This is a genomic window from Bacteroides sp. 519 (genome assembly GCF_010500955.1).
Lineage (GTDB): Bacteria > Bacteroidota > Bacteroidia > Bacteroidales > Bacteroidaceae > Bacteroides.
Genome location: NZ_QVMJ01000011.1, coordinates 104,828 through 122,346 on the forward strand (window position 1 = coordinate 104,828; position 17,519 = coordinate 122,346).

The 17,519-nt window shown below is 40.2% G+C and carries 16 protein-coding genes; 3 read left to right on the plus strand and 13 right to left on the minus strand.

All coding sequences use genetic code 11. From position 1 onward, the window contains the following. The first annotated feature begins 7 nt into the window (after nt 1-7). Nucleotides 8-136 carry a hypothetical protein gene (locus tag D0T85_RS23060; RefSeq protein ID WP_255495697.1) on the plus strand — a complete coding sequence of 43 codons (129 nt, stop codon included), beginning with the start codon at nt 8-10 and terminating at the stop codon, nt 134-136. Between the two features lie 283 nt (nt 137-419). Here the strand turns inward: D0T85_RS23060 and D0T85_RS11300 are convergent, their stop codons facing one another. The 8 genes from D0T85_RS11300 to D0T85_RS11335 all read right to left on the minus strand — a co-directional run bounded on the left by D0T85_RS11300 (nt 420) and on the right by D0T85_RS11335 (nt 7,339). Further along, entirely contained in the window at nt 420-608 is a 189-nt protein-coding gene (locus D0T85_RS11300; RefSeq protein WP_163213329.1) for an exodeoxyribonuclease VII small subunit, read from the minus strand. Nucleotides 609-610: 2 nt separating this feature from the next. Next, a complete protein-coding gene (xseA, locus tag D0T85_RS11305) occupies nt 611-1,777 on the minus strand; it encodes an exodeoxyribonuclease VII large subunit (RefSeq protein WP_163213331.1) in 1,167 nt (388 codons plus the stop codon). A 49-nt stretch (nt 1,778-1,826) separates the two neighbouring features. Continuing rightward, entirely contained in the window at nt 1,827-2,351 is a 525-nt protein-coding gene (locus tag D0T85_RS11310; protein ID WP_163213333.1) for a 3'-5' exonuclease, read from the minus strand. Between the two features lie 92 nt (nt 2,352-2,443). Continuing rightward, nucleotides 2,444-3,322: a nucleoside phosphorylase gene (locus D0T85_RS11315; RefSeq protein WP_163213335.1), complete on the minus strand. Its 879-nt coding sequence runs from the start codon at nt 3,320-3,322 to the stop codon at nt 2,444-2,446. Continuing rightward, nucleotides 3,323-4,312 carry a flotillin-like protein FloA gene (gene floA, locus D0T85_RS11320; protein ID WP_163213337.1) on the minus strand — a complete coding sequence of 330 codons (990 nt, stop codon included), beginning with the start codon at nt 4,310-4,312 and terminating at the stop codon, nt 3,323-3,325. It lies immediately after the preceding gene. 43 nt (nt 4,313-4,355) lie between these two features. After that, a complete protein-coding gene (locus D0T85_RS11325; RefSeq protein WP_163213339.1) occupies nt 4,356-4,820 on the minus strand; it encodes an NfeD family protein in 465 nt (154 codons plus the stop codon). A gap of 3 nt (nt 4,821-4,823) precedes the next feature. After that, nucleotides 4,824-6,251 (minus strand): M48 family metallopeptidase, encoded by a 1,428-nt coding sequence (locus D0T85_RS11330; protein ID WP_163213341.1) that lies wholly within the window; start codon nt 6,249-6,251, stop codon nt 4,824-4,826. Nucleotides 6,252-6,409: 158 nt separating this feature from the next. Then, on the minus strand, nt 6,410-7,339 hold the full coding sequence (locus tag D0T85_RS11335) for an Rpn family recombination-promoting nuclease/putative transposase (RefSeq protein WP_163213509.1): 930 nt from the start codon (nt 7,337-7,339) through the stop codon (nt 6,410-6,412). A gap of 137 nt (nt 7,340-7,476) precedes the next feature. On the opposite strand from D0T85_RS11335, the gene D0T85_RS11340 reads away from it, so the two are divergent. Next, entirely contained in the window at nt 7,477-8,508 is a 1,032-nt protein-coding gene (locus D0T85_RS11340; RefSeq protein WP_163213343.1) for a hypothetical protein, read from the plus strand. Beyond that, nucleotides 8,480-10,756, plus strand: a complete 2,277-nt coding sequence (locus D0T85_RS11345; protein WP_163213345.1) for a hypothetical protein — start codon at nt 8,480-8,482, stop codon at nt 10,754-10,756. The genes D0T85_RS11340 and D0T85_RS11345 overlap by 29 nt, the downstream gene beginning before the upstream one ends. A 10-nt stretch (nt 10,757-10,766) precedes the next feature. Here the strand turns inward: D0T85_RS11345 and D0T85_RS11350 are convergent, their stop codons facing one another. The 5 genes from D0T85_RS11350 to D0T85_RS11370 form a co-directional block, all read right to left on the minus strand. Beyond that, nucleotides 10,767-11,396 (minus strand): hypothetical protein, encoded by a 630-nt coding sequence (locus tag D0T85_RS11350; RefSeq protein WP_163213347.1) that lies wholly within the window; start codon nt 11,394-11,396, stop codon nt 10,767-10,769. Between the two features lie 156 nt (nt 11,397-11,552). After that, nucleotides 11,553-13,043, minus strand: coding sequence for a DUF4874 domain-containing protein (locus D0T85_RS11355; RefSeq protein ID WP_163213350.1), 1,491 nt, complete (start codon nt 13,041-13,043; stop codon nt 11,553-11,555). A 17-nt stretch (nt 13,044-13,060) separates the two neighbouring features. Next, nucleotides 13,061-14,608 (minus strand): DUF4832 domain-containing protein, encoded by a 1,548-nt coding sequence (locus tag D0T85_RS11360; protein WP_163213352.1) that lies wholly within the window; start codon nt 14,606-14,608, stop codon nt 13,061-13,063. A 12-nt stretch (nt 14,609-14,620) separates the two neighbouring features. Continuing rightward, nucleotides 14,621-15,955, minus strand: coding sequence for a SusE domain-containing protein (locus D0T85_RS11365; protein WP_163213353.1), 1,335 nt, complete (start codon nt 15,953-15,955; stop codon nt 14,621-14,623). A gap of 35 nt (nt 15,956-15,990) precedes the next feature. Then, nucleotides 15,991-17,514, minus strand: a complete 1,524-nt coding sequence (locus tag D0T85_RS11370) for a RagB/SusD family nutrient uptake outer membrane protein (RefSeq protein WP_163213355.1) — start codon at nt 17,512-17,514, stop codon at nt 15,991-15,993. Between the last annotated feature and the right edge of the window lie 5 nt (nt 17,515-17,519).

The following is a 17,519-nucleotide window of genomic DNA, read 5'->3' on the forward strand; positions in this document are numbered from 1 at the left end:
AGAAAAGATGAAAACAACACTAAAAGTCTTGTTAATTGGGGCTCTTGTATGCTTCAACTTCGGAAGAACTGTTGAGCCTATTGATGCTCCTAGAACTATTGCAGCACCCAGAACTGTTGCAGCTCCCAGAACATAAAGAATTGCTTAAAACCAGGAGGAGCATTACTGCCTTTTCCTGGTTTTATTTATGTCTACTTTTATCCATCCACAAATATTTACCATTTCCTTATGCTGCAAATCGTCATTTCAAAATGCAGCATTTCACACTTTCGAAATGCAGCATTTTGAAAATGAGCTATAAAATCGGCCCTGTAGCGCTTACAGCGGGTGGTAAGGTGAGCAAAATTGCGATATTTGAAGTCTTTGGCAGGTGCAAAATAACTAAACAACAAGGCGCTTGTTGGAAAGAATTTTCAATCTTACTCTTCCATTCCTTTTCTAAATTTCCCAATAGCTTCTAATATCTCGTTGCAATGATCAATTAGTTGTTGAGCCTCTTTGAGCTTTTTATCTATTTCATCAATCTCGTATTTGTTATTCTCCACATTGAAAATTATTTCATCCAATAGTGTCATTGCCTGCTTGTAAGTTAAATTTTCGATATCCATATCTATTGGGTTATTATACTGGTGATACTACTGTTTGCTAAACGGGTAACTATTTCATCTCCTTTGTTAACTTGCGATGCATCTGTTACCATCTTTCCATTCTTCAATGTTAAGCTATATCCTTTGCTTAATATTTTTTGAGGCGACGCATCCTTCACTAGTTGACTCAATAACTTCAGCTTATGATGGTTATGCAACAGAATGTTATCTACTCCCCTGAACAAGCTGGTTCTTTTATTTAATAACTTAAAGTTTTCTTGCGACAACCGGTTATTTACGGCTATTGCTAACCGGGAGACTAAATTGTTCAAGCGGGTAGCAGCCTGATCTATTTTATTAATAAGAAAGCCGGCAGCAGCAGTAGGCGTTTTTACCCGTATATGTGCCACTGAGTCTAAAACCGTATCGTCGCGTTCGTGGCCAATACCGGTGATAATGGGAAGTGGAAACTGAGCACAAGCTGCAGCAAGGGTGTATCTATCGAATCCGGATAAATCGGAAGTCGACCCTCCACCGCGGATAATCACTACCACATCAAACTCATTGATGCGGGATATTATTTTTTGAAGGGCTTCACAGATAGAAGCCTCTACCTGATCGCCCTGCATGATGGCCGGAAACAATTCCGTATAGAAATAATAACCTTTGCTGTTGGTTTCCAACTGATGCTTAAAGTCGTGGTAGCCAGCAGCTGTGGCCGATGAGATTACAGCGATACGTTGGGGCAACTCGGGTGTTTCGAGCTCTTTATTCAAATTTAATATACCTTCTTTTTCCAGTTGGCGGAGTATTTCTATACGTCGACGTGCCATATCGCCTATGGTGTACGTAGGATCAATATCGGACACAGTAAGGCTGTAGCCATACAGTTCGTGAAACTCTACCCGCACTTTTACCAATACTTTTATACCAGAAACAAAGGACTGACCGGTTGTGCTTTCAAAATAAGGTTTAATCAATCTGAAAACATTTGCCCAGATAACACCCCGCGCTTTGGCTATAAATGTATTTTTTTGAGCGTCTTTCTGAATAAACTCCAGATAACAATGCCCGTTTGCGGTTATGCGAACATCGCTTAACTCTGCCTGTACCCAATATTCATCCGGGAAAGCCTGTGTTAATGTTTTCCGGACAAGGATATTTAATTCATAAAGAGATAATGCGTCCATTTATTTGAGTTTTGAGTAATGAGTTTTAAGTCCATTCGGCAACGTAAACCTAAAAGTCGAAAAGTGGGTACAACGTTTTTTTTAGGTATTTCAAATACAGCAACGCACACCCACGGGCATCCGATAAAGCCTCGTGGTGTACAAGTGCAATGTCTTCGCGTGCGCAACAGGCATCCAATGATGCGGGTCTGTATCCCAGCGAGCGGTAAATGCGTAAAGTACATTCCCAGGGATTAGAAAGCATTAATTCATCATAGTCCAAACGGTACATACGCATGGTCTCTTTCAACACAGCCCTATCGAATGCCTCGTTATGAGCTACAACTATTTTGCCTTCCAGTCGTTTCTTTACTTCAGGGTAGATTGCATAAAACCCAGGAAGTGACTCGGTCATATCCGGGGTAATGCCATGTACGGAAATGTTCTGCCATGAGTACAGGTTATCGTGCGGTTGAATAAGGCTATAGTACTCGTCAGTTATTTCGCCGTTGGTTACTGTAACAATACCAACGGCACAAGCACTGTGCATCTCGCCTGTTGCAGTTTCAAAATCTATGGCTACGAATGAATGCATTAATTAGTAAGGAGTAAGAATTAAGGAGTAAGGAGTAAGAATAACAATGCTGCATAGATTCTTACTTCTTACTCCTTACTTCTAAATTCTATTTAAATTCTTTCAAGCACCAACTGAATAAGGTTATCAATAGTATTGCGATAACCGGTATTAGCTTCTTTAATCAGCCGATTAGCAATTACCATGCAAACGGTTGTGGCTTTATGCCCCATCATTTTGCTTAATCCGGCTATTGCCGAGCTTTCCATTTCGAAGTTGGTTATTCTATGACCCTGATATTCGAAAGACTCGATCTTATCGTTTTGTTTCGGATCGGCTAGCGGTATACGCAACTCTCGGCCTTGGGGAGCGAAGAACCCGTTGGCTGAGATGGTTACACCCGACACCATATCTTCACTGGCAATGCGGTTGCACAGTTCTTCGTCGGCATCAATTACATACAAACCGGGAGAGCCAGTATTGCCTGTCCATTGCAGGTGAGCAAGGAATGCTTTTTCGAATTCCAAGTCGCATACCTCGTTGCGTCCGGCATAGAAGTTCAACAAACCATCGAACCCAACTGATTTACGCGAACAGATAAATGTTCCAACCGGAGTATTGGGCTGCAAGCCTCCACAGGTTCCGATTCTAACTAACTGCAACTGGCGGAAGTTTTCTTTCTCGGTACGAGTAGTAAAGTCAATATTGGCTAGAGCATCCAGTTCGTTCATTACAATGTCAATATTATCGCATCCTATTCCTGTAGACAGTACGGTAATACGTTTTCCTTTGTATGTACCGGTGCTACTCCTGAATTCGCGGCTTTCAATATCGAACTCTTTGTTCTCGAAATGAGCAGCTACCAATGGAACACGACCCGGATCGCCAACAAGAATAACTTTATCGGCTAGTTGCTCGGGCTTGATATGGAGGTGGAATACCGAACCATCATCATTGATGATTAGTTCGGAGGGTGGAAAATACTTTTTCATTTATCCCAGTGGTTTAGAAGCACCCGGATTGGGTTTTGCAATATTCTCACGCATAGAAGTATCTGCTTCAATATTCTTCATGCGATAATAGTCCATAATTCCCAGATTACCGTTGCGGAATGCTTCGGCCATTGCTTTAGGAACTTCGGCTTCGGCTTCAATTACTTTTGCACGGGCTTCCTGAGCCTTGGCTTTCATTTCCTGTTCGGAAGCAACAGCCATAGCGCGGCGTTCTTCGGCTTTAGCCTGAGCAATGTTTTTATCGGCATTGGCCTGATCCATTTGTAATACTGCACCAATGTTTTTACCTACGTCGATATCGGCAATATCAATAGAAAGGATTTCGAAAGCAGTGCCGGCATCAAGTCCTTTGCGAAGAACCAGTTTGGATATTGAATCGGGATTCTCAAGAACAGCCTTGTGGCTTTCGGCAGAACCAATAGAAGAAACGATACCTTCGCCAATACGGGCCAGGATTGTATCTTCACCAGCACCCCCAACCAACTGGCGGATGTTAGCACGAACTGTTACACGGGCTTTTGCAATAAGCTGAATACCATCTTTTGCCATAGCTGCAACCGGAGGTGTATCAATTACTTTAGGGTTTACCGACATTTGTACAGCTTCGAACACATCACGACCAGCAAGGTCGATGGCAGTAGCCATTTGGAATGATAGTTCTATATTTGCTTTTGAAGCAGATACCAAAGCATGCACTACTTTTTCTACATGACCGCCAGCAAGGAAGTGAGCTTCCAGCTCGTCGCGGGTAATATTGCTCAATCCGGCTTTGTGTGCTTCGATCATTGCAGGTACTATAATATAAGGAGGTACATTACGAATGCGCATCAAGAACAGTTGCACCAGCGAAATACGCACACCCGAAACCTTGGCCGATAGCCACAGGAAGAAAGGCACATAATGAAAGAAGATAGCGATAAGGATAATACCACCTGCTATCAATAGGATGGTTAAATAAATTGGATCCATAATTTGAGTTTTGAATTATAAGTTTTGAGTTATGAGTTTTTTCTTACCATTTTCTTACCAACACAGTTCCGTCCGAAACACGTTCAACTATAATTGGTGTTTTTTCGTCAAGGAAACCATCGATTGATCTTACTTCTACAATCTTATCGTTTATTTCGGCTTGCCCAATCAAAGCCAAACGGGTAGTAGCAATACCTGTATCTCCCACTTTGATGCTTTGTTCGGCATCCCGGTCAACTTTGGATGTGATGTTCTTTTTCAATGCAACTTTATCCAATGTTTTAGATCGCATAAACAGATACATAGATATACCACAGGCAATTATTGAAATAATCAGCGTAATAAAGCCTTCAAGTGGGCCTAATGTATCAAAGGCATAATAAGTTGCATAGCCCAAACTGGCCAAAGCTAATATACCGGCAATGCTTATGCCTGGAATAAAGAACAATTCTACCAGGAATAGTATAATTGCTGCTACAATGAGAATTGTGATAATTAGTATTTCCATGTTCTATTTCTTTAGGGTTTGTATTTCTTCATTACGTATTTTCATCTCCAGTAGTTCTACTTCGACTGCCATTTCAAGCACCCGTTTCTCAAGGTCGAGAATGGCCGGGGTTGCATTTTCCTGATCGGCTTTGGATGCTTCGGCATACCATTTCCGTTGCGAGTCGAGTTTATCTACCTGCTGTTTATAGTCTTTGAGCATTTGTTGGTAAGCGCCAAACAAATGTTTGGAAAGCGTTACTTTGAAATCACTAAATGTATGATAGGTTACTTCGTCATTGATAATAAATTCAAAGTCATAGTTTCTTTCTTCCTGTGGTTTTTGATTGATGGCTGCCTGAAGCCGTTTCTTTGCTTCTTCTACAATATCATCGTTCTTCCAGGTATCTTCGATGGAGCGAAGCTGAGCCAGACTGCGCATCTTGCCGGATTCCATTCCTTCGTAATTGTATATACGTTTTGAGTCATTGGGTATAAATACGTAGATGCAAACTTTATCTTCCGGCTGATAACGGTCGCTGGCAAACCATCCCAGATTATTGTATTCGTCAATTACATACATATAATCATTGAATGGTGAGTTAAAAGGCATACCTACATTCTCGGGATTGAGGTAAGTTTCTGTTCCGGTATTGTAACGGGTAACAAATATATCATACCCACCTATGGAGTTTTCGCAATCGGAAGCATAATAGATGGTAATTCCATCGGTAAGAACAAAAGGGTAATTGGTATTGGCGTTTGCATTAATGCTACTTGGTAGCGGATGGCCTTTACCCCATTCATCAAGCATTTTGTTTTTCGAATAGATGCTTAAAGTTCCGTCTTCCTCTGTTTCGCCATAATATAGTTTGTTCCGCAGTTCGGTTTGGTAAACAGTACCCTGATTATCGCCTGGTGTTTTGAAAAACTCATTGTATGTATGCAGGCTGCCCGACTCTTCACTGATTTTATATGCTTGTAAGAAGTCTTTCTTATCAACCACAAAACTATCAACCACCACCACTTCTTCTACTCCTTTAATCATACGGGCATGCTGTTTTGTTTTTTCTAACAAGGATACAACCTCATCGGTAGGCTGTTTGCGCTTTTGAAGTCCATCAATATATTCTTCATACATTTTTATGGCTTCATCAAAACGATAGATTTTATTGTATGCCTTTCCTAAATGAAGAGGTGCATTCTGAATTTTTCTTTTATGTGCCATTTCAAGAAACGGAACAGCCTCATCGAGTTCTCCGGTTTCAAGAGCACATACCCCATACCAGTAGTTGTAATTGGCATTGGCGGGTTGTGATTTTACATAACGTTTAAATACAGGTTTAGCCTGAGCGTACTCGCCCTTAAGAAACATTTTACGGGCTTCATCTAATGATTGGGCTGATGCAACAACAGCAAACAAACAAAAAAGTGAAAGTATATAATATCTCATTGTTTTTAGTTACAAGTTACGAGTTACAAGTTACATTTCTGCATAACAACTTGTAACTAACAATCACAAAGATAGAATTTTTCTTTTTCTACCCTATCTTTTTCTACTATTTTTGCGAAGTAATACTTTATTTCGGGAAAACCGCTCAGTATAATAAACTACAATTTTTCAATTTCTTCCAAAGAAAGGCCAGTTATTTCTTGGATTACTTGTAAAGAGACAGATCTGGATTTCATGTTGTGGGCTATCTCAAGAATCCCTTCCACACGTCCTTTTTCAATCCCTTCCGCACGTCCCTTTTCAATTCCTTCTGCACGTCCCTTTTCAATTCCTTCTGCCAATCCTTCCGCTCGGCCTTTATTCAACGATGTTTCCATCACGCTATACCAATCGCGAAAATTCTTCAAACTGTCTTCATACTCTATCAATTCTTTACGATTGAAACGGGCTATTTCGGCAGCTTCAAACAAACGAGTAAATATACGTTCTTGCAGGGCAGCCGGACGTTCCATCAGTCTGGAAAGATTGCGGAGTACAAACATCCATTTGTCGAACATATTTTCCAGTTCATATTCAGTCTTGTTGAACTTGGGCATTTCCAGATAAATGAGTGTCAATTTATCATAAAACACTTCCTGAGTCCCCATGTCTACAAGCTTTACTTCGTGGTGGAAGTAGTCATCGCTACCATTATCGAATGCAAAGTTGAGAATGCCAACTGTATAAACGGCTTTCAGTTCGTAATTCCAACTCTTACCCTTAATAGCTTGCTCACGAATAGGAAATGTAGTGTAAAACAAGCTGCGGTCTTTGAAAAACTGCTGCTCGCCTTTTTGCATCTCAACAAGAAATTTTTCGCCTTGTTCATTTTCACAATAAACGTCGAATACAGCACGTCGATCTACTTCCAGCGTACCAAGCTGTTCGGCGTTGAGGTAAGTTACGTCTTTTATTACCTGACCATCGGGTAGTAGTGAGTTCAGAAAACTGATTAGCAAATCCTTATTGAGTTCGGTGCCAAATAGCTTTTTAAATCCAAAGTCGGTATAGGGGTTAATATATTTTTCGATAAGTCCTTCGCTTCCCATAACTTCAATTGTTGGTTCCGACAACAAATTTACACAAAAGATTGGAGATTTCATACAGTCAAAAGGGTATTTCATACAATAGCCATTTATTTCTTCTTAAAAAAACACTTGATTGGTTAACTTTACAGAAAAAAGAAATGAAACTTCATATATTTTTTCTTCTTCTGATTTGCTGTTCATTAACAGCATGTCATCAAAGAGTTAAAGCAGACATTGCTACTCCCGACACGGAGATTGTTCCTGCTGTTTATTACTGGAAAACTGTTTTCTCGCTCAACAACTATGAAAAAGAGTTCCTGAAAATACATAATATTCAAAAAATCTATCTTCGTTTCTTTGATGTAGATTACGAATCGGATTGGGGAAACTATAACATTGTACCTGTAGGTACTCTTCAGTTTAAAGACACAATACCTTCGGGTATTGAAGTAATACCAACAATTTTTATCACCAATGATGCTATGAAAAAGGTTGATATCCACCAACTGGCCTACAATATTGTTTGGAGAGTATTTAGAATGGTGGATACCAATAACATTAGTAACATAAAAGAAATTCAGTTTGATTGCGACTGGACGCAAAGTACTCAGCAAAAATACTTCGATTTCTTGCAAAAGGTAAAAGACCTGCTAAAGGATAGGCCTATCCAATTATCTGCTACTATCCGTTTACATCAGCTAACTTTACCTGTTCCGCCAGTAGAGCGGGGCGTACTTATGTGCTATAATACCGGAAACATTAAAAAGAAAGATACCGAAAATTCTATTCTGAATATCTCTGATATAGAGCCTTATATACGAAGGCTCGGTAGTTATAAACTACCACTTAGTATTGCCTATCCTACCTTCTCATGGACAGTGGGTTTTAGAGATGATAAATTTCTCGCATTATTCCGCCAAATAAATTTGGATGATACCGAACATTATGAAAAACGAGATAACAATATATATCTTGTTAAGCAGGGGCATTACTTAGAACATAAATGGTTATACTACAGGGATATTCTTCGGGTAGAAGAGTCATCGTATTCAATGTTGAGTAAGGTTAAAACTGCCATAGACAATCAACTTTCTTCTTTAAAACAGAAAGAAATTATTATTTATCACTTAGATTCCATTAATCTTTCAAAATATTCCGATCATGAGATACAAACATTATATCGTCCTTAGTCTGTTACTGTTTATCTTTTCCAATAAAAGCAGTGCTTGTGGTCCTGAGTATTATCCCAGACCTTCCGAATACAATTTATTTAAGATTATTCCGGAAGAGAAATTCGATTCTAGTACCCAAAATGCGGATGATAACATTTTACTATGGTATAGCTATGTGCAGAAAAAGGTTGATGCCTCCGAAATATCGCAAGCTGTGTACAAAACTTCTTCGGAAGAGATTCAGCATTTATATGAGCAATTTGAAGATTTACGCAAGGAACCAGACGAGATTGGTAATCAATTCTTCAGTTACCTGATACAAACCAATGACAAAGAAGTGATTCGATATTTACTTCTGGCTAAACAATGTGAGGAAGCCCGGTTCAGACGTTTAGATGCATGGTATTATCCCAGTAAGGAAGATTTGGAATTTACAGACCTGAAAGAAATCTATAAAGAGGCATTGCTTCACAAAGAATCAAAGCTCAGGTCGCGCTATTTATTGCAAGCTATGCGGGCGGCCTACTCCATGTTTGCATACGAAGATTGTATTTCTTTGTGGGAAAACGAAATCAGATATCTGCCTCAGGATGCCATCACCATGATGAGTACTGCTTATGTGGGGAGCATTTATTTTCAGGAAAAAGAGTACGAAAAAGCGGCTATCATCTACTCAATGTCCGATGATATTCAAAGTTTAAAATGGTGTATCTCAAACTTAGAGAACCCAACTACACCGCTGGAAACTATTGAGCTTGTGTACAAATATATGCCTCATTATACCGGTTTTGCCGAAATGGTTGCTCCTTTAATTAACAGAGCCGAAAAAACAACTGTAAATAGATGGACCACCGAAGAATATTGGTCCTGGTATGAAAAGAATGATTACGAAATTCAACGAAAAAACTATCAGCAATTAACCCGGTTTGCTTTGAGAGTGGTTAGAGAGAAAAGAAACCCGGATTTGGCTTATTGGCAATCGGTAGCTTCTTATCTTACTTTTCTGGATGGAGACTATCACAAAGCGAATGATATGTTAATGAAAGCGGAGCGGTTAAAAGGCGAAATCCCTACTCAAAACAATATTCGGGTATTACGGATATTATATGATGCTGTGTTGGGTAAATACAACCGCCAGTTCGATAAGAATCTTTTGCCTCAACTGCAATGGTTGTATCAAATGGCAGAAAAAACTCCTTTCTTAGAAAATCGGATTTATAACTATCGTAACCGGTACACCGATGTACTGGAACGTTTAATAGATTATCATTGGGTTCCTGGTTACCAGAAAAAAGGGAATACAAACCGGGTATGTGGGTTAATTGGCTTAAAGACTGAAATTCGCAGCAAGCATTTTGAGCATCGTGAAGAAAAAGCTGATACAAGCAAATGGTACTGGAACAACGATTATTCCAGCAGTATATTCTGTCATCTGGATACAATTCCTCTTCAACAGGTAATTGACTATCAGAAGTACATATTTGAAAAGCCCAAAACTGCCCTTGATCAATTTATAGCCAAACAATGTTACAAAGACCCGGCTATTTATAATGACCTAATTGCAACTAAATATATACGAATGGCGGAATTTGAAAAGGCAGTTCCTTATCTTGAAAAATTAAGTAATGAGTTCTTATCTCGTCAGAACATAATCAATTACCTGGTTAAAAAAGATTCATCAACCGATATTTGGCTCTATAGTTATACAAGCTTCAATGAGAGGTACGAGTTCGACCGAAAGCAATCTATTGAAACATACGATTATAAACTTAGGTTTTGTCGCCAGACAATTCAGTTCAAACATTTAATAAGTACCTGCCAAAATCCGGCAATAAAAGCCTCTCTGGCTTATCAATATGCAACAGTTTTGGCCAATGCTTCGTATTATGGAAAACTTTGGGCAATCACTCATTATGGTAAAGGAGAGCTATATGGTGGAGGAGAAAACGGTCCTCTCGAATCAAGCAAACAATTAGATGTTCTTGATTCGGTAGCAGTAAAATATTTCAGATTGGCCGAGGAATTAGCAGAAACTCCTGATATAAAAGCCAAAAGCATTTATGCACAAGCCTGTTTAAGCAAAGATCCATGTTTAAGTTATGATTGGGTAGACGGAAAGTGGCAAGTAAAAACAAACTGGCAAAGTGAGCAATGTGGATTATTTAATAAACTAATAGTAAACTCATACCAAGAGGAATTCGGTTACTTTATAAGAACCTGCGACCGTTTACAGGACTATAGTTATGAGCTGAGTAGATTTTGGTAAAATCTTCGATCTATTGAATAAATTTAAAATCTTTGCCTGTCCACTTGTATAACTCCGGTTCTATTCGCCATGCTGTGATGTAATAGTTATCAGCATTTAATAAATTGCTGTTGGCAATCAACAATCTACTATCATTGCAATATCTGTAACCATATTTTCCATCTTCACCATCATTTTTCTTTAATGTTATATGCGTAAATATTTTCCCCGACTTGCGATCGACTATAAATATATGCTCGCACATAGCACCACATCCTTTTTCAATAATGGTATAGTGTCCGCCAAAGTTGACACCGTTTTTTTCGCAACCCTTGGTTATAAAATCAACAAACTCTTGATCGTTGGCAAACGGGTTATTGGTAAAATCAGGAGCAGCTGGTTCACCTTTATATACTTCTGTGTTAAAATCCTCAAACCAATATTTAGGTTTGAATTTTGCTAAATGCGTTGTATCATCGGGTACTTCTTGTTCACTTTCTTCATCATAAAATGGTTCTTCTATAATATAGGATGCTTCTTGCTCGCTTTCTTCGGTATCAATAACAGCAAGCTTGCTGTTATTGGGAGCAAAATGTATTGTAAGGGTTGCTATTGCTAATAAGGCAAGGGCAATGATAAGGAATGATTTCTTATTTTTCATAAGCTACAAATTTAACAAAAAAATAAGAAATTACAAACTCGTTTCATCCCGGTAGGATAAAGCCTCTCTCCTACCGACATAAACCGTTTATCCTACCGGGATGAAGGCTTCATGCTACCGGGATGAAAGTATTATCCTACCGGGATGATCCAGAGTTTAAAAGTTAACTTGACCTACAAGATTGATAAAATACTTTCCATCCTCATCCGTCCAATGACTAAGATATAGATTCTCTGGCCATTTTATGTCATAAATACTATTGTAACGTAATGACTTTTCGTTATCCGGCATCCATAAGCCAACCTTATATTTGCCAGATAGCCCGGTACTGATGCTTCCACTCATGGTATGTGTTAGCAGATTGTAGTTTCCTGCTTCATTGTCGAAAGGTTGCCAGTTACGCGGATTTACATGCTCTAACTGTAGTTCTTTCACTACCTCATTTTTGTTATTGATAAAGACCAGAAATACGGGGCGCGGATTAACTGGTGCTGCAAATCCAGTATTGGTAAGGCTGATCTCATAAGTTAGTATATCATCTTTGGTAGAGAGAATAGGATGAGAGGTTAGATTTAAACGGTATCCTAAATGATCGCGCACAAAATCAAAAAAAGTTCTTTCCCTTGGATTTCCCTTTTCGTCCAGAAAGTACTCTGGAGCAAACAGAATTTTATCTGCTCGGAGAGCCTCCGGTGTAATTTGTATTTGTTTCCAAGAAGTGATGTTCTTTGTGTAATTTTGTGTGATATCAAAGGCCGAATAATGATGATCACGTAATATCTTCAAAGTAGTTTGAGTACTGATAAGATCCGGAAGCCCCCATTCCGTGTCTTCATCATAAGGAATCTCGCCACTCATAAAAAACCAAGGAGACTCCTTAAGTACCTGCTTGTACCAGTTACTGCCCGGTATAAAGTCATTTCCGGGAGCATGACTATGCTCACCTGCTGTAAAATAGTCATTTGCATACGATATGCGTATCCGGTCTTCTTCGCGGTTAAGTGTTAAAGCATTTTTATGGTCGGGAATACGTATCTGTATGCTGTACGGGGCAGGATAAGCCTGAAGTAAAGCATTTACTACTGCACTTTTACCCTCCATATCTTTTTGCATGGGAGTAGTGTGCCATTCGCCCCAGGCACCAAGAAACCCAGTTTGAATCGTAGCAATCAGTCCGCGGTTTTTTGTAAGAATAGGGCGTAACTGCTCAATATGCCGTGTTATCCATTGGGGAGATTCACCACCGGAAGTATTTAATCCCTGCCAGTTGTATGCAAACCGTAAGATAGCTTTATATCCGTTTTCCTCCAAAGCATCGAACAAGGTCTGTATATTAGCCAACCCTTCGGGAGATATATCTTTATCTACCCACTCAGTGAGGTAAATATACAGTTGTAGTAGGGTGATTTCTTCCTTTTCTGCATCAAATTGTTTTTCGCGGTCGCCAATAAATCCCTTTGGGAATATTTCTTTCTTGTTAAAAGGATTAGTAAAGTTCTCGGCAAAATAATTGGATTCCAGATGGAACCCACGATCCGGATTCCGGAGGGGTCCAGCATTGGCCGGACCTACTGGGGAATCCGCCCCTGTGCATGAAATACTGCACAGGGTGATAAATATAAGAGAGATCAAGGTTAGACTTTTCATGTGGGAATATTTTTTTATTAAAATTCTGTTTCGCCTATAATATTAATTCTGTATTTCTCTGTCTCCACTGTAGCAGTATTTGCAAACCGGATAGAGAATATATCAATATCTTTTAGTTCTTCGGTTGGGTCAGGTAACCACAGTCCTACTTTGTACTTGCCCGATACTGTAATTGCAGTATTACCTTTTATACTGTGGTAAATTTGCTTGTAATCCTGCTTTTGCGGGTCGTATGGTTGCCAGTTACGCGGATCAACATCTTCCAGGGTGATGGTTTGTGCAATATTACCCTGATCGTCTACCAATACCAGATGTACGGGGCGAGGGTTAAGTATGGTTGAGAAACCTGTATTATAAACAGTTATGTTATAAGATAATTGTTTGCCACTTACCTCCAACTTTGTTTTTTCCGCATTCAGATAAAGATGATAGCCCAGGTGATCACGTACAAACTGATAAGCAGAGCGTTTAACCAGTTTTCCTTCGCTGTTGCGGAAATAAGCATCATCGAACAATACTTTCATATTTTTCAACTCATCAGGAGTAAGCTCGTAACGTTTCCAGTTCTCAAAGTTGAGAGCATTGTTTTGGGTAACATCTAGTGCACTGTAATGATGCTCTTTTAATGCTTTGATAGAGTTAGGTACGGAGATTAGGAAATCAAGTCCCCATTCAGTATCTTCATTATAAGGAATTTCGCCAACCACTTTTACAAACGGGCTTTTTTCTTCTACTTGCAGGTAATCTGCCGAGCCAAAGGTATAATCATTGCCCGGTGCCCGGGGATGTTCCGAAGCCGTGAAGTAGTCGTTAGTATATCCAACCCGCGCTACGTACTCATCTGTTAATCCCAGATCAATGAACTTGGCCAGATGACTTGGATACCGCAGAGCCATAAACCGCTCTGGATAAGCATCTAATATGCCTTTTACCAGCTTGGTTTTGTTTTCCCAGTCGTTGCTCATTGGTGATTGATTGCCTTCGCCCCATGCGCCAATGAATCCCATGCGCCACAAATCAACAATGCCAATATTCTTTTCAATGAATGGCTTTATTTGTGCAAGATGGCGGAAAACATCGTCGAATGTTGCATCCGTTGCATACGGATCATAGTCGTAGGCGAATACGATATGTATTTTATAACCCAGGTCGCGGGCACTGTCAAATACCTTCTGCATATTATCGAATGCTTCCTGTGAGATGTCTTTTCCTACGAACTCACTCAGATAGAAAGTAAGTTGGGTTAAAGTTATACCATCGTCTTTGGCGTTATTAAGTGTCTCTATTTCAGGTATCCAAAGACTGGGAAAAGAAACATTGTGCCAAGGATTAGCCAGGTTATGAGCAAAATAATTACTTTCAAGGTTGTAACCCCTCTCGGGGTTACAAATTGCCTTGATGCTGGTAAGAGGGCCTATGGGTTCGGGTTGTTCCGGTTCCTCCGGATCTTTATCACCATTACCCGGATACTCCCATACCGGTTGGGTTGGCTTATCATCGGAACAGGATTGTACCGATAATGCCAAGAATATAGAAACTATTGAAAACAGCTTGATTAATTTCATTGCTTCGGATTTTTATTCGTTATAGATTAATCTGACATTGGTTCCAACCGCCCAAACTTCCCAAATAGCGAAGTGATCGAGCATGGCGGCACGATGATTATCCTCGCCAATTCCGGTAGCCATGATGTATGAGTAGCCAGTATTGGTAATTGCTTTATCCTCGCCTTGTTGCTGGCCTGCAGTAACCAGTCCTAGCTTCCATTTATTAACTTTAGGATCGGTTTGTGTAGATTCGTAGTTATAGAACTGAGGATCACGCAGTACATTATAAGTACCTTCCTGAGCCTGTGCCTCGGCATACAAGTCGCGACATTCTGCTATGGTTGGCATCCTCCATCCTGTAGATGGTAGTTTAGTGAACATAGTAGGATTCGGACGGTAATAACCTCCGTAGGTTTTTATCTGTTCGTCGGTAAATGTTGGCGATGGAGCAAACATTATATTGGCGTCTTCTATATTTGTTCCGTCGGGATATTTTGTAGTACGCAGGTTCTCGGCCAGCCAGTATTGAACACGTCCATCGCGGAAGGATATTTTAGCAACTTTGTAAGTGATATCTTCGTCACCACGAACATCCCGGAATATCATCATTGGGTCAATATCCAGGGCCGATGAAGTTCTTGAAAGATAGTTGGCAGAGCCTTTCTTCTGTATATTCCAATATACACGGATACCTTTAAACGGATGGTTGGAATATTTGAGGAATACTTCTTGCAACTGGCTTTGTGTTAGACCTGCTACTTTAACTGCTCCTACAGGGAAGTTTATTACTTCACCACTCATGTCGGTTTTACCAGAGAATGTAATGGTGTACTCTGTTGATGGATCTTCCCCCTCAGGGTCCCATGTAAAACTCACAGGCAGTTCAGGACGGTCACTATCCAAGGCTATCTGTTTCTGGTCTTCCGGAACAAGCAGACGTGATATTAACCGGCGCACATTGACCGAACGGATTTCGCGGGCTGCTATACCCAGATCTTTAGTAGGCTTCACTCCCCAGTATACAGTTCCTGCATTTCCGCCTACGGCTCCTGTTGCAGAGGCAATCTGGTCGAGTACTTCAACCGCAATGGAATGAGATTTATTATTACCAGTATCAAATGTAATGGGACTCAATAAAAACTCGTTTGCACTGAGAAGGAGAGTAGTACCTCCGTCTATTGTTTCATTCCATGAGAAAGTATATTCATCAATCTCCATATTGTTGAGATCGAAGTTTTCTGCTTCTTCTGGTGATGCTAGTGTGATATCGGCAACCGGCACCTCAACTTTATAGCTATCATCGTCTACACAGGATACCATTGAGCCCAGTAGAACGGCCGTAATATATAGTAAATGCTTTTTCATAATTGTAAATTATAAATAGTAAAATAGTAAATAAACTAGTATCCCGGATTCTGAATAACCAATCCCTGCGATTCATAAATAATGCTGGGCGGAATAGGGAACCGCTCGTACTTGTACTTGCCATCAACTATAGTAGTAATTTTACCTGTTGGTTGTCCTTCAAACTCTGCCTTCTTTACAGCTGCTTCAATGAATTTACCATGACGGATAAGATCCTGACGGCGTACACCTTCAAAATAGAACTCGTGTCCGCGTTCCAGAAGAAGCTTTTCGAAGAACTCATCTACATTCTTAAAGTCAGCAGTACTATAAGGCAGAAGTCCGGAACGGGTACGAACAGCATTCAAATGCTCAATAGCTTCCTGAGATACTTTATTTGTATTGCGTACTATAGCTTCAGCCAACAATGTAATAACATCGGCATAACGGTAAACCGGAATATCTATTTCGCAGTTTTCGCCAACTACTCCTTCCAAACCGAATTTTTGAGGCACGGCACCTTTGTAAAGTTGACCTTGTGTTCCGCTGTCGCGGTCGTTTTTACGGTTGTGTACAACACCCTCTGTTCCGGTATATTCGCCAACTAAACGTTGCAAGCGTTTGTCTCCCGCTTCGTAAGTTTCATAAAATGGCCATGCCACTTTAAAGCCGCCCCACTTGGTCATAGTTACACCTGCGGGTGTTGGATAATCCGAAGGTAATACATGGGCATGCCATTTATGCTCGATTACGCCGGCTTTGGCTGCGGCTGCGTAAATAGTTTCGGTGTTCTGCTCTGTTCCCAGATCAAAGAGTGAATTGTAATTATCTACCAGTTTGTAACCGTATTCGGGTTTAGTCAGTTCGCGCCCAATGGCTTCTGCTTTCAACCATTGTTTAGTGAGCATATAAAATTTAAGCAATACAGTATTTGCCAATCCTTTGGTGAAACGACCGTATTCACCCGAAGAGTAGCTGTGAGGAAGAACTTCTGCTGCTTCCAGTAAATTGGTTTCGATAAACTCGTGCATTTCTTCATCCGTACGGCGTGGAATAAGCTTCTCATCTTTGGGTGATAGAAGGGTTTCCAGGTCGGCAATCTGGATAGGACCATACAGGTCATATAACAGGAAGGCCAGGAAACCGCGACCACATTTAACTTCGCCCATCAAACGTTGTTTTAACTTCTCATCCATCGACACGTCTTTTATTTTATGTAATGTCAATGTCATCATTGAAATATAATTGTACGAACGGTACTGGCAACGACTGCCTCCATTTATATGCCAATCATCTGCCTCGTAAGAGTTGTATGCAGTAGTCCATCCCCAAGAAATCTCGCCAATGTCGGTAACCATTTCCGAGTTGGTGAAGTATCCTGCATCTGGATAAAAGATGCCCCAAGGTGAAAAGATGGTATAACAGGTTCCTGAGACGAGTGCTGTGGCATCTTCAGCGTTACTGGGAAAACCCATCTCCTCACCAATCTGGCTGTATAGTTCGCTTTCCAGTTGGCAACCGGTAAATAGCGCCATACAGGTAACAAATGCTATTATTTTGTTTAATACATGTTTTTTCATGATGC

Excerpts from the sequence above, each read along its gene's own strand:
- D0T85_RS23060 (WP_255495697.1), top strand. The coding sequence starts at position 8 with ATGAAAACAACACTAAAAGTCTTGTTAATTGGGGCTCTTGTATGCTTC.
- D0T85_RS11300 (WP_163213329.1), bottom strand. The coding sequence starts at position 608 with ATGGATATCGAAAATTTAACTTACAAGCAGGCAATGACACTATTGGAT.
- xseA (WP_163213331.1), bottom strand. The coding sequence starts at position 1,777 with ATGGACGCATTATCTCTTTATGAATTAAATATCCTTGTCCGGAAAACA.
- D0T85_RS11310 (WP_163213333.1), bottom strand. The coding sequence starts at position 2,351 with ATGCATTCATTCGTAGCCATAGATTTTGAAACTGCAACAGGCGAGATG.
- D0T85_RS11315 (WP_163213335.1), bottom strand. The coding sequence starts at position 3,322 with ATGAAAAAGTATTTTCCACCCTCCGAACTAATCATCAATGATGATGGT.
- floA (WP_163213337.1), bottom strand. The coding sequence starts at position 4,312 with ATGGATCCAATTTATTTAACCATCCTATTGATAGCAGGTGGTATTATC.
- D0T85_RS11325 (WP_163213339.1), bottom strand. The coding sequence starts at position 4,820 with ATGGAAATACTAATTATCACAATTCTCATTGTAGCAGCAATTATACTA.
- D0T85_RS11330 (WP_163213341.1), bottom strand. The coding sequence starts at position 6,251 with ATGAGATATTATATACTTTCACTTTTTTGTTTGTTTGCTGTTGTTGCA.
- D0T85_RS11335 (WP_163213509.1), bottom strand. The coding sequence starts at position 7,339 with ATGGGAAGCGAAGGACTTATCGAAAAATATATTAACCCCTATACCGAC.
- D0T85_RS11340 (WP_163213343.1), top strand. The coding sequence starts at position 7,477 with ATGAAACTTCATATATTTTTTCTTCTTCTGATTTGCTGTTCATTAACA.
- D0T85_RS11345 (WP_163213345.1), top strand. The coding sequence starts at position 8,480 with ATGAGATACAAACATTATATCGTCCTTAGTCTGTTACTGTTTATCTTT.
- D0T85_RS11350 (WP_163213347.1), bottom strand. The coding sequence starts at position 11,396 with ATGAAAAATAAGAAATCATTCCTTATCATTGCCCTTGCCTTATTAGCA.
- D0T85_RS11355 (WP_163213350.1), bottom strand. The coding sequence starts at position 13,043 with ATGAAAAGTCTAACCTTGATCTCTCTTATATTTATCACCCTGTGCAGT.
- D0T85_RS11360 (WP_163213352.1), bottom strand. The coding sequence starts at position 14,608 with ATGAAATTAATCAAGCTGTTTTCAATAGTTTCTATATTCTTGGCATTA.
- D0T85_RS11365 (WP_163213353.1), bottom strand. The coding sequence starts at position 15,955 with ATGAAAAAGCATTTACTATATATTACGGCCGTTCTACTGGGCTCAATG.
- D0T85_RS11370 (WP_163213355.1), bottom strand. The coding sequence starts at position 17,514 with ATGAAAAAACATGTATTAAACAAAATAATAGCATTTGTTACCTGTATG.